At 47.4% G+C, this 12,822-nt stretch carries 10 protein-coding genes and 1 tRNA gene; 3 read left to right on the top strand and 8 right to left on the bottom strand.

Translation table 11 applies throughout. The features are described 5' to 3' along the window. Positions 1–36: 36 nt before the first annotated feature. Complete coding sequence (locus ACP7FG_RS02900; RefSeq protein WP_439225467.1) at positions 37–1,404, top strand: hypothetical protein; 1,368 nt, start codon at positions 37–39, stop codon at positions 1,402–1,404. Between the two features lie 77 nt (positions 1,405–1,481). On the opposite strand, the gene ACP7FG_RS02895 is transcribed toward ACP7FG_RS02900, so the two are convergent. From ACP7FG_RS02895 to ACP7FG_RS02875, 5 genes are all read right to left on the bottom strand, one after another. Next, complete coding sequence (locus ACP7FG_RS02895) at positions 1,482–2,717, bottom strand: integrase domain-containing protein (RefSeq protein ID WP_439225466.1); 1,236 nt, start codon at positions 2,715–2,717, stop codon at positions 1,482–1,484. A 165-nt stretch (positions 2,718–2,882) separates the two neighbouring features. Further along, positions 2,883–2,958: transfer RNA gene (locus ACP7FG_RS02890), tRNA-Phe, on the bottom strand. Between the two features lie 103 nt (positions 2,959–3,061). Next, the gene (gene speA / locus ACP7FG_RS02885) at positions 3,062–4,972 is read right to left on the bottom strand and encodes a biosynthetic arginine decarboxylase (protein ID WP_439225465.1); all 1,911 of its coding nucleotides are present in this window, start codon (positions 4,970–4,972) and stop codon (positions 3,062–3,064) included. Position 4,973: 1 nt separating this feature from the next. Continuing rightward, positions 4,974–5,900 (bottom strand): agmatinase, encoded by a 927-nt coding sequence (speB, locus tag ACP7FG_RS02880; protein ID WP_054490622.1) that lies wholly within the window; start codon positions 5,898–5,900, stop codon positions 4,974–4,976. Between the two features lie 18 nt (positions 5,901–5,918). Then, entirely contained in the window at positions 5,919–6,953 is a 1,035-nt protein-coding gene (locus ACP7FG_RS02875; protein WP_439225464.1) for a 6-phosphofructokinase, read from the bottom strand. 71 nt (positions 6,954–7,024) lie between these two features. Between ACP7FG_RS02875 and ACP7FG_RS02870 the strand changes: the two genes are divergently transcribed. Then, complete coding sequence (locus tag ACP7FG_RS02870) at positions 7,025–8,095, top strand: Ldh family oxidoreductase (RefSeq protein WP_278358175.1); 1,071 nt, start codon at positions 7,025–7,027, stop codon at positions 8,093–8,095. Here the strand turns inward: ACP7FG_RS02870 and pdxH are convergent. From pdxH to ACP7FG_RS02855, 3 genes are read right to left on the bottom strand one after another with little or no spacing between them, the layout of a single operon-like run. Next, positions 8,076–8,714, bottom strand: a complete 639-nt coding sequence (gene pdxH, locus ACP7FG_RS02865; protein ID WP_439225463.1) for a pyridoxamine 5'-phosphate oxidase — start codon at positions 8,712–8,714, stop codon at positions 8,076–8,078. The genes ACP7FG_RS02870 and pdxH overlap by 20 nt on opposite strands. Before the next feature lie 58 nt (positions 8,715–8,772). Then, positions 8,773–10,320, bottom strand: coding sequence for a DUF3369 domain-containing protein (locus ACP7FG_RS02860; RefSeq protein ID WP_439225462.1), 1,548 nt, complete (start codon positions 10,318–10,320; stop codon positions 8,773–8,775). A gap of 15 nt (positions 10,321–10,335) precedes the next feature. Further along, on the bottom strand, positions 10,336–11,988 hold the full coding sequence (locus tag ACP7FG_RS02855) for an amidohydrolase (protein ID WP_439225461.1): 1,653 nt from the start codon (positions 11,986–11,988) through the stop codon (positions 10,336–10,338). A 201-nt stretch (positions 11,989–12,189) separates the two neighbouring features. On the opposite strand from ACP7FG_RS02855, the gene ACP7FG_RS02850 reads away from it, so the two are divergent. Then, positions 12,190–12,813, top strand: coding sequence for a LuxR C-terminal-related transcriptional regulator (locus ACP7FG_RS02850; RefSeq protein WP_054490632.1), 624 nt, complete (start codon positions 12,190–12,192; stop codon positions 12,811–12,813). Positions 12,814–12,822: the final 9 nt, after the last annotated feature.

Genomic DNA, 12,822 nt, shown 5'->3' with positions numbered 1-12,822 from the left:
GCGTGTGGGAGATAAATCAAAAACTTAGGAGTAGTCATGAAGGGTCAGGTAATGATTGGGTATTCCGGGGAAGGTGGCCCCCGTTACATTGATGTTGAAACGAGTGTTTCGGACAACAGAGTTTTAAGCAGAGATTGGTGGTTATTCCAGTACTCAGCACGCCACCTGAAAATTGCTGAGGAAAAAAGTGAAGAGTTCAGCGGGAAAGTTAGTGAAGCATTGAAGTGGCTTTTGAGCTTTCACGAAAAGACGAGTAAAGAGGAATTTTCTAATCATAATTTATATTCTGATGACTTGGCGTTACTTGAAAGAGCTCTGATAAGCCAAGTTCATAAAAAGCTGGGATATCAGGAAGACCAAGACATTCACAATATCATCGCGCAGCAAAAGCATATTGTGTTGATTGAAGCGTTGCATGTTTCAGAGGGCATCCCCGAAGGAGAGCTCATTGAACTGCAAATGATTCACTCAATAGCAAACCGCTATGGATTTCTATTCTCATCTCTAACGAAGGAACTTGACGATCTTGAGAACTGGGATGTTTTTATAGCTCACAAAGATGAGGGCGTTCGTAAACTTGAAAAGTTGCAGGATTATGTTTTCCAAAAAAAAGGTGCATGTCCTAAAGGGTTTGAAATCATTCCTTATGGCACAAATGAGACCCCCGAGAAGGACTATAATTTACTAATCTATCTTAATGTTAAGAAACCGTTTTCGGCGTATAAAAGTGAAATTACTTCTTTGTGGAAGTCATATGAAAAAGAGCTCGATCTGTATTTGGAACCTCATAAAAAGGCTCTGGGTAAGAATTTTAAAGGAAAACGGAAAAAACTTGTTTCATCGTTCGACCTTGGTGAGACTCAGGTGGTTAGGATCTCAGAGCGATATGACGTTGCTATATATGTCGATAAACGGCAGTGTTCTTCACTCGACTATGTATTGGAAGTTTCGAGGTTGCAAAGGTTTTGGATTAGGATGTACGTAGGACTAGAGAAGAATATTAATCTAACCTCAAAAATAGAACAGCCCAGTGACAAGGAGATAAAAGAGTACTCACTAAATACTCGCAAATGGAAGCAAGCGGTATCATACAGTGAAGGATTAATTGAAAAGCAAAAAAATCCTGATATCGATAACATCCGAAGAACAATTGGCTTATTTGTTTGGGACTGTTCCAGATATGGAGAAACGAGGAATAGCGTAATAGAAGAATTGATTCACTCTTTAACCGACAGTCACCCTGAAATACTTGATGTATATAAAAATGGATATGCCAGTTTGGGTGGCTCTTATGAGGATTTTAATGTCGTTAGGCTAGAGATGCACAAAGACGTTAAGGTGGCTGATAAATGTATTGAAAGGACCGAATTTTTGTCTCATGAAGACGTAAAAACTATGTATTAGAGTACTTCTACGTTAGGCAGTTTGAATGGGCAGATTTGACCACCTAATCGATTTTCGATTAGATGAGCGTCACGACATCATGTTTCATTTTTTTTCGCAGAAGAAAGACTCATAGAACCCCGCGATGCTTTTTCAATATGCTCAGACCACCACTCCATCATTTCCCTGCGCTGCTTCATATAAGTAGCGCGGTTATATGCCGCACGAATTTTGTCTTTGTCCTTATGCGCCAGCGCAACTTCAATAACGTCTTTGTCAAAACCTTGCTCGTTAAGCGTGGTGCTAGCGAGAGCTCTAAGACCATGGGCAACTAGACGGCCTTCGAAGCCCATGCGCTTGAGCGCCATGTTAGCGGTTTCTTTATTGGCATGCTTAAGGGGGGCTCTATCAGAGGGGAATATGAACTCTCTGTGACCGCTCAGTGGTTTTATGAACTCTAATAATGCTAATGACTGCTTAGTCAATGGCACTTCGTGAGGTCGTTCCATTTTCATTTTCTCAGCAGGAATCGTCCATATAGATTTATCGAAATCGACTTCCTCCCAGCGGGCTTGCACTGCTTCACCGGGGCGGACCATGGTGTGTAGTTGCCATTCAATCAAGCACCGAGTCACGTATTTGATATTGGCGAAGTTTAAAGCCCGCATGAGCTCTGGTAATTCATCAGGAGTCAGGGATGGCATGTTCTGAACCCTTGATGAGGGTATTACCCGATTGATGCCTGTCAGAGGGTTATGATCGATGTATCCAACATTAAGAGCGAACGACATTACGTTATTCATCCGGCGAGCGACCTTACGCGCCATCTCAAGGCTATTTCGTTTGGTAAGGGCTTCAATGACTTCTATTGCTTTCGGTGCTATTAATTTTTTGATTGGAATTGAACCCACTCGTGGGAATACGTCATTTTCTAGTGAACGCCAAATCTTTTTGGCTGTGTCGGGCTTTACTTCTTTCTGATGCGTCTCGAACCAACGCTCAGCCACTGCTTTGAATGTATTGCCCGCCGCAGCCCGTTCTGCTTCGAATTCTTCGTCACGGTGAGATATAGGATCAATATTCTGGGCAAGTAACTCCCGATTCTGCTGGCGCTTTTCACGTGCTAAAGCTAAAGACAAATCAGGAAAGTCGCCAAGTGTTAAATTTCTGCGCCGTTTAGTGAAAGGCTCGAAATAATTGAAGACCCAAACTCTCTTACCCGAAGGTTTGACTCTTAGTTGAAGTCCTTGTCCATCATAAAGATTGTATTCTTTGTCTTTAGGCTTAGCTTCACTGACTTCACGAGCACTTAGCGGTTTAGTTATACGGGCCATTTTAGTAACACGCCTTTAGTATATTTTGTTCTGTGTTACTAAACAGTGTACTAAAAAGTCTGGATACTACTGAACCCGAAAGGACTGCAAAAGACCAAAGTTACGATCAAGTCTTTGATTATTAAGGAGTTAAAGTACTAATAAGGACCACTAAGGAGGGGGAAGTGGTGCCCGGAGGCGGAATCGAACCACCGACACGAGGATTTTCAATCCTCTGCTCTACCGACTGAGCTATCCGGGCAACGGCGTGTATTAAACGTTTTTTTCGGTTTCGAGTCAACCGCTTTTCGTGCCTTTTTTACTGTTTGCTCAGTAATTGCACATTAAGCGGTTGTTTTGGTGAATTATTCAACGCGTAAGTAGGTGCTGCCGGCTAAACAGTGCTCGTAAAAGTTTGTCCAGCGAACACCTTCACGTGGCGCCAGTGAGCCTTTACGTACCTGACGGTCAATTTGTTTCTTCACAGTTTTGGCCATGTACTCGGTATTATACTGCATAGTTTGCAGTACTTTTTCGGCCGATGTGCCCGGTACCACTTCTTCAATATAAAAGTCGCCGGGCTCATCGTCGTGACAGTACACATGCACTTCGGTTAGGCGGCCAAATAGGTTGTGCATATCGCCCATAACGTCCTGGTAGGCGCCGGTGAGGAATAAGCCTACGTGGTAATCCTCGCCTTTACGCAAGTTATGCATGGGGATGTGATCGCTAATTTCAGTGCCTTCAACGTACTTACTGAGCTTACCGTCACTATCGCAGGTAATATCGACAATTGAGCAGCGTACTTCGGGCTTTTCACTAAGACGCGAAATAGGCACCACCGGCAGTACTTGCCCGATGGCCCAGGTATCGGCGGCGGACTGAAATACCGAAAAGTTACACAAGTACTGACTGGCGAGCATGTCTTCTAACTCTTCCAGCTCCTGAATAACGTAGCTGTCTTTATCCAGTGAATGGTGAATGTCGGTGAGTATTTGCCAGTACATGGTGTCCAGCTTGGCCATTTCACTGAGTGATAATATGCCAAGTTTAAAGGCTTCGTAGGCATTTTGCTTATAGCCGGCGGCGTCGTTATAACGTTCCTGCGGGTGGAACTGGTCGCCGGAGCTGTGTAGTTCGCGCATGTTCTTAACTAAAATGTGTTCGTTCTCACTGGCGCTGATATCGAACTGTGTACCGGCCGGTTTCATTTCGCCAACAATGTTGGTGACAACGCAGCTGTGGTGCGCGGTCATCGCACGACCACTTTCACTGACTAGATTAGGGTGGGGCACCTGTTCCAGGTCACAAATTTGTTTCACACCCCAGACAACGTCAGCTACGTATTCTTCTGTGGAGTAATTGCGCGAGGAGTCGCTGGTGGTGCTGGTACCATCGTAATCGATGCCTAGACCTCCGCCGATATCCAGGTATTCTAAAGGCACACCTTCCTGAACTAATTTGGCGTACAAACGCGCGCCTTCGTTGACGGCTTCTTTAATTTTACGAATATCGGACAGCTGGCTACCAATGTGGAAATGCAGCAGCTTGGCACAGTGCAACATGTCTTCTTCGCGCAGCCGTTCAATAACATTCAGAATTTCGGCAATACTTAAACCAAACTTAGCGCGGTCGCCGCTGGAACCAGCCCACTTACCGGAGCTTTTTACCATCATTTTTGAGCGCAGACCAATCATGGGTTCAACGCCCATTTGTTTCGCCAGCGGGATCAGCATTTCCAGTTCGCTGAACTTTTCAATAACGATGATCATTTTGCGTTTCAGCTGACGGCCAAGCAGTGCCAGAGTCAGGTAGTCTTTGTCTTTGTAGCCATTGAGAATAGTCAGCGCATCGGGATTGTCGTTGTACGCCATTACTGCCATCAGCTCCGGCTTAGAGCCAGCCTCAAGGCCATAGTTATAAGGTTCACCTGCGTCCATGATTTCTTCAACCACTTCGCGCATTTGATTCACTTTAATGGGAAATACACCGCAATACTGCCCTTGGTAATTGGCCTCAGCTATCAGCTTACCGAAAGTCTCGTTAATGATTTCAACCTGCGAGCGCAAAATGTCATGAAAACGGATAACGGCCGGAAACTGAATACCTTCCGAAATAATTTCATCCACTACTTCTTTCATATCAATGGTGACATCTGGCAAGCGGTGGTTAGGTCGAATTTGAATGTTGCCGTTTTCGCCAATGGAGAAATAGCCCGCGCCCCAGCGGTTAACACCATACAATTCTTCTGCTTGATCGATATTCCAGTCTGACATCTCAGGCTCCCGACTGTTGTAAAACGAGTAATAATTCGCGCACAATTTTAGCGGCGAACACGTCGGAGTTACCGGTTGGGTCTATTTGTGGTGACAATTCAACCACGTCAGCACCCACCAGATTTTTCTGGCGCAGGAGTTTCATCAGGCTGACAAAGGAATGAAAATCTTCACCGCCCGGCTCCGGAGTTCCTGTGCCAGGTAAAAAAGAAGGATCGAAATAATCGAGATCCAGCGTCAGGTAAACCGGACGATCCTTAGCAATAGCCTCAACACTGTCGAGGAAATCTTTACGCGAGCTGCGGATGGTTTTGTGTTCTTTCATCCATTGGTACTCGTCGCGTGTACCAGAGCGAATGCCGTATTGAATGAGCTCATGGCCGGGACCAAAGTGATCGACCGAACGGCGAATAATAGACGCGTGTGAATAATGGTAACCAAGGAAGCCATCGCGTAAATCCGCGTGAGCATCCAGATGCAGCAACACCATATCGGGGTATTGTTTTAAGTACTTCACAATAGGAGCGTAAGAAATAGAATGCTCACCACCTAAGGTCAGCAGTTTAATTTTTTCCTGAGCCAGGTCGACGGAATCAAATATCGCGTTAAAGTCATGAACCGCGTGATGCCATTGCTTTTCTTCGTCGTCATCGAAGCCCAGCCTCAGATTGCCTAAGTCGTAGAAGCTTTGGTCTTCTAAGTCGGCGTCGAGATACGGCGAGTAAGACTCAATGTCCTCAGAAACCGCGCGTAAACCGTCGGGCCCTTCTCGGGTGCCTTTACGAAAGCAGGCGGTACCATCAAAACCAAACCCAAGAATATGGGTATGCCCCGGATGTAAGTCGGTGCTGTGCTCCGCGCCGAAAAACGGGCGGCTCGGGTCATTTAATGGTACGGGTAGTGGCACCGTTAGTGGCGTTAGGGGCATTGTTGTTGCAGACCTCTCTTACTTCGTCGATTTGCTGCGATCTTTTTTGATCGGATTAAACAGACTTTGTTGAATATTAATTAACTCTTCGCTCAATTTTTTACGCTTGGTCCAGGTATCGGCTAATGGTGTTTCGCTGAGTTCATTCGCCGTAACGCCGGCCATAACGCCAGTTTTTTGTTGGCGGACTAATTCAACAGCGTGCACACCCAGACGAGTACCTAAAATGCGATCCATCGCCGTAGGGCGTCCGCCGCGTTGAACGTGGCCAAGTAAACACGGACGACAGGGTAAGTTAAGACGATCTTCTAGCTGTTCTGCAAGTCGAACCGCACCACCAGGCCATTGATTTTCACATAACACCATAACGTAACTGGAGTCTCCGCGTACGCGCTGTACCGACTCAATGTGCTTAACCAACGCCGCTACGGTTAAGGGTTTATCTTTTTGTAGCTCGGGCAGAATCATTCGCTCGGCACCACTTGCCATAGCGCTGCTAATACCAATATAACCGGCATTGCGCCCCATAACCTCAACGATGAATACGCGATCCATGGCTTCAGCGGTATCCCGGATTTTATCCAGCGCATCCATGGCAGTTTCTACTGCCGTGTCATAGCCAATAGTGTTATCCGTGCCAAAGAGATCATTATCGATGGTGCCGGGTATGCCTATAATGGGACCTTCCCAAAAGTTGGCTAAATGCTCAGCACCGCGAAATGAACCGTCGCCGCCAATAACGATAAAGGCGTCAATTTGGTGTGCGTCTAAATTCGTTGCTGCTTCGCGCGCACCATCTTCGGTTCTGAAACGCTCACTGCGGGCACTTTTAATAATAGTGCCCGAATACTGCAATATATGTTCAACGTCTTTACGATCTAACTTTACAAAGTCGTTATTTAAGAGTCCTTCATAGCCATGACGAAAGCCCATGACCTCGATACCATAGTTCTCCGCGGCCAGAACAACGGCTCGGATAGCGGCATTCATGCCCGGGGCATCGCCACCACTGGTTATAACGGCAATGCGGTTTATTGTGTTAGCTGATGACACAATCTCTACTCCTTGATAATGTCGTATGCGTAGCTTAAACGACCTGCAGGCCGTGACCAAGAGGAAATTTCATGAGCACTGATGTTGTACGTTTTGATTATTCAGAATTATCGGACTGGGCGCGAACTTGTCTGACCGAGGCGGGGGCTTCGGGGGAGGTCGCGCGCAATGTAAGTTATTACCTGTTGGAAGGTGATTTACTGGGTTTTAGTACCCATGGTTTAATTCGCCTGTTGAACAATTGCCAATGGCTGCGTGACGGCAAGAGCCTGGCAAAAGGGCAGCCTGTGGTATTAAGTGAGCGTGCTGCGGCTGCGAACTGGGACGCCCAATTTTTACCGGGTCCCTACGTGGTGCCGCAGGCTATTGATGCCGCCTGCAAAATGGCGCAACAAGCCGGTACCGGAACCGTGGTTGTAAGACGCAGTCAGCATGTAGCTTCATTAGCGGCTTATTTGACTATAGCGACGGAGCAGGGTTTGGTCGTCAGCCTGATGTGCTCAACCCCCGGGCAACGTGCTGTGGCACCTTTTGGTGGTAAAGAAGCGGTATTTTCTCCTAACCCTTTTGCGGTGGGCGTGCCCAGCTCCGGCAATCCACTGCTATTTGATATCAGCTTCTCTATGACTGCCGCGGGGAAAGTGCGTCAGGCAAAAGCCAACGGCACGAAGTTGCCATACAAAGCATTGATTAAACCCGATGGCGAATGGACCGACGACCCGTTAACCTTTTTCGACTCGCCGGGTAGCGCGATAGCGCCGCTGGGTGGAGAACAGCTCGGCTATAAAGGTTATGGCCTGACACTGTTCAGCGAAATTTGGTCCATGGCGTTAAGTCAGTATGGTCGCCGGCAGGGAGCTGATGACGGTGACGCGAACTCGGTATGGATACAAGTGATTGATCCGGAAGCTTTTGGGGATAAACAGGCGTTTTTACAGCAGGTTGATGATTTGTTGGAAGATAGCCGAAAAAGTGCGGCAGCCGATCCGCAACAACCGGTGCGTATTCCCGGAGAAGCCGCTCAGCAACGCAAACGTGAGCAATTGCAGCAGGGTGTTTACTACAGCAGCGCAACGTTAAAAGTTCTGCAACGCTGCGCTGAGTTTTGTGGGGTTGAATTACCTAAGGCTGTAAGCGGGTAATACGCCAGTTAGCGCCATCTTTGCTGTACAGGTAGCGGTCATGCAAACGATGCTGGCCGCCTTGCCAGAACTCAAATTGCTGAGGCTCGATGCAATAACCACCCCAGTGTTCAGGGCGTGGCACTTCGGTATTCTCATATTCACGCAGTAGCGACTTATAGTGGCTTTCCAGTACATCGCGGCTTTCTACCGGGCGGCTTTGCTGCGAAGCAAGGGCGGCTACCTGACTTTCTTTGGGACGAGAATGGAAGTAGCGGTCGTTATCTTCACTGTCCAGCGGGATAGCGCTGCCGGTAATGCTAATTTGTCGTTCCAGCGGAAGCCAGGCAAAGTGCAGATTAACCTGCGAGTTAGTGCTTATATCCTGGCCTTTTTGACTGTTTTTATTGGTGTAAAAACGGAAGCCTTTATGGTCATAGCCTTTCAATAAAACAATACGCTGGCTTGGGACACGTTCATTATTGACCGTTGCCACTGTCATCGCGGTAGGATCGCTCAATAAGCCGCTGTCTATGGCTTGCTGCATCCAGAGTTCAAATTGTTTCACCGGGTCTGAATTCAACTGCTCCCGGTGCAAACTGCCTAAACCGTACTCTCTGCGCATTGCTTGTAAATCCATGACCGCTCCTTATGGACTTGGGGAAGGCCCCGTTTTCAGTTTCCAGTCGCTTATTATATTACTTTTTATCCAGATAACGCTGTCGTATTTTTTCCATCGCATCCAGATTGTCCAGCATAAGCCCGACCAGCTCAGGGTCAAAGAACCTGCCGCTGTGTTGCAACAGATAATCGGCAGCGTCTTTAGACTCTTTGGCGTCACGATAATTGCGCTGCGTGCGCAGTGCATCAAAGTGACTGGTAATGGTCATTATACGGGCATTAAGGTCAATGTCTTTGCCTGACTTCTGACTTGGAAAACCCGAACCATTCCAGCGTTCATGAATATCCTGCGCAATAGCAGCCGCGATTTTCGCCACAGCGGTATCGGTTTGACGTAAGTAATCATGACCCTGAATCACCTTCTGCATGATCTCTTCATAGTCGTGAATGCTTAAGACATCGGCACGCTGAGCGAGCTCCATTTGTACCGATACTTTACCTATATCGTAGACTGATGCAGCTTGTTTTAAAGCTTCCGCCTGTTCGTGCGTTGCGCCGGCAAAAATGGTCAGTTGCCCGGCCATTTCGGCTGATCGTTTAACATGATGGCTGATTTCATCGATGGAGTGCTTTTCAATAGCCTCTCCAACGCAATAAAGCAATTCACGCTGAGCCTCTCGTTCGTTCTCAGTGGCCTGCAGGTTATCAATAGCAATGGAGCTATTATTCACAAAAAGGCCCAGCAAGTTTTGATCAAGCTCAGATAAGTCACGGACACCGCGAATGAAGAGCAAATACTGGCGTGAGCTGCTGGTTTTATAAAGGCCGTAGTAATTATTGTCTACTATCCGGAAGTCGACATTTTGCGAACTTTGTTGCATTGGGCGAACGATATCCCAGTCAATTTCACTTTTTATCGGTTGTCCTGCCGCACCTTCGTATTCTCCGGTGCCACCAATAATTTCAAAGGGCTCACTGGTATTCGAGCTGGCGGTTAACGCGTCAATTCGGCAGTACATAGCGTCGTCAGACAAGGTGATTAGGGCAACAAGCTGTTCCAGTATCCCCTGACATAAGCCATGCATTGAGCGGGCCGAAAACACCTCTGCCGATGCGTTAATGACTTTTTCTAAGCCTCGTTTGTTACGTTCAATAGCTTTTAAGTCTCGGTAAGCACGAAGGCACGAGTACATAAGAGTGACCAGTTTGCGATAAGTCAGCTCGGTTTTTTCTTTGTAATCATCAATGTCGTAACGCGCAATTACGTCTTCCTCTGGTGCCTGACCAGGTTGCCCGGTACGCAGAACAATGCGGATTAACCGGTTTTTCCGGGTTTCTCTCACCCATTGCGCGACATCTAAACCCGCGTGGTCAGTTTCCATAACCACATCCAGCAGCATCATGGCGATGTCGGTGTTTTCCTGCAAAAACGCAATGGCGTCTTTTCCCGAGTAAACCGAATGGAACTCCAGCGGACGCCCATCAAGCTTAAATTCGCCCAGTGCCATTTTGGTGATGGTATGAATTTCTTCATCGTCATCGACAATCAACACATGATAAGGCTCGCAAACCTCTTCGACGGCCACATCAGGTTCGTCCTCAGAAAACAGAAAATCATCGTTCATGATGCTGCTACTCCATTAGTAAACGCGTTCGCCTGCAACGTAAGTCTGCTCAACTTGAGTCTGCCAAATTTGGCTGGCATCAACGGCAAAAGGGTCCTGCTCCAGTACAATAAAGTCAGCCCATTTACCGGGTTCAAGCGAACCGAGGGATTGTTCCTGCCAGGCACTGTAAGCGGCATCAATGGTAAATGAACGCAAAGCCTGTTCAAGACTCATCTTTTCTTCGGCGTACCAGCCACCCGAAGGCATATTATCGCGGTCCTGACGAGTAACGGCTGCGTGCAGGCCGTAGAAAGGGTTCGCTAATTCAACCGGAAAGTCAGACCCTGCGGCGATAACGGTACCCTCATCCAGCAATGTCTGCCATGCGTAAGCTCCCGCCATACGTTCAGAACCCAGACGATCTTCCGCCATATTTTTGTCGCTGGTAGCGTGGGTCGGTTGCATCGAAGCAATCAGATTAAGCTCGGTAAAACGTTTCAGGTCATCCGGGTGCACAATTTGTGCGTGTTCAATGCGGTTACGTAAATTGCGGCCGCCGAGTTCATCATAGACTTCGGCCAGATTATCCAGAACGACACGGTTAGCACGGTCGCCAATGGCGTGGGTATTTATCTGAAAACCGTGTGGGATGATCAGTTTATAGAGCTCCTGGATTTTCTCTTCTGAAGTTACCATTAACCCGTGGTTGTCATGGTCATCGCTGTAAGGCTCTATCAGCGCTGCTCCGCGGCTTCCAAGCGCACCATCGGCATATATTTTAACGCTGCGAATAGCCAGTTTCTGGTCCCGGGTTTCGTAAGGCCCTTCAGCCAGAAGTTGAGCGAGCTTCGGCTCGGTCGCTGCAATCATGCCGTAAACCCGAAGCGGCATACGACCTTGGTTATGCAAACCTTTGTAAATGGAAATTTCGTCAGAATTAATGCCTGCGTCGTGGACGCTGGTAATGCCAAGTTTAACCAGGTGCTGAAAAGCCAACTCATATGCGGCCCGTTGCTGTTGAAGCGAAGGTTCGGGAATAATGTCTTCAACCAGCTGCATTGCATTATCGACCAGAACACCGGTGGGGTTACCCTGTTCGTCACGGATAATTTCGCCACCTTCAGGAGAGACGGTATTTTTATCAATACCCGCGCGGCGCAGTGCTTCGCTGTTTGCCCAGCCTGCGTGGGCGTCGACGCGCATCAGCCAGACGGGACGGTCACTGACAACTTCATCAAGATTTGCTGCACTAGGGAAGACTTTTTTCTTCCATTGTTCCTGGTTCCAGCCGCGGCCGGTAATCCATTCTATTTCCTGCTGCTCTTTAGCGTAGCTGCGAACCTTTTGGACTGCGTCAGAAACAGATTCAGTGTCGCGCAAATCAACCTGTAGAAGACTGTTGCCCAAACTTTGGATATGGCCGTGGGCGTCAGTTAACCCCGGGAGTACGGTTTTGCCATTCATGTCGACCGTACTGTCTGTATCAGCAAATCGTTGGGCGAGAGTCTCGCCGCCTATCGCCTGAACCTTTCCGTTTTCCACCAGCATGGTAGAGAACTTCTGTAATACCGCACTTTCTCCGGCAGGGCTGGTCAGGGTGTAACCCTTCATGTTGGTATATAAGGTGTCGGCGATGGCTGAAGCTGATAAGCCCAGGCTTATAACTAAGCAGGTAATGCGTCGCATTGTAATTTAACTCCGTGGCAAATAATTTAGACAACACTATAGCGTTTTTACTGTACAACCGCCTAGGTGTTGCCGGAAGTTTTTGTTAACTAAGTTAACATGACATTCGGGAAGCTGTTAGATAACCGTAAAAAACTTGCTGTCTGTTATAATTTAGGTATGCTAAAAGTTAATTGAATAGGCATTATTTTGGATTTCAGGATGAAAGTTCTAATTATTGATCCGCAGTTTTTTATGCGTGCTGGTCTTATACAAATTCTTACCAACTATGCGAATCAACCCTCAATCTATGAGGCTGATTCGTTCGAGATTGCGGAAAGTTATTTAGCAGCTGATGATTACGATCTGATTTTTTTAGAGATGGATTTGCCGGACGCTGAAATCCGTCCAGCTCTGCAACGCTTGAAAAAAGTTGCGCCGCGCACGCATATCGTCTTGTTTACGCGCCCACGTTCCATCTCCGAAGTACGCCAGGTACTGGCGGCAGGGGTTCGTAGCTACTTGCCGAAAGACAGTTCAGCTGAGCAGGCTAAGCTGGCTATTCGCGCCTTGCTAAATGGTGATCGTCATATTCCTGATGACCCGCATTTGAATGAACCTCGTGATAAATCCAGCGGCGCTGAAAGTTTCCTGTCTCCACGGCAATTAGAGATTATGCAATTATTGGCGCAGGGCTTATCGAATAAAGAGATAGCCAATATTCTGGGTATTACCGAAGGCACTATTCGTGTGCACTTATCGGCAATATTTAAGGCCATAAAAGTATCAAACCGTACAGAAGCAACGCTTTGGTATTTATTAAGACAGAAGAAGTTAGTCGACTAAGCTTTGATT

Origin of the sequence: Idiomarina sp. ST10R2A5 (genome assembly GCF_051842325.1) — a bacterium.
Classification (GTDB): Bacteria; Pseudomonadota; Gammaproteobacteria; order Enterobacterales; family Alteromonadaceae; genus Idiomarina; species Idiomarina abyssalis.
This window is presented reverse-complemented; position numbering and strand designations above follow the sequence as displayed.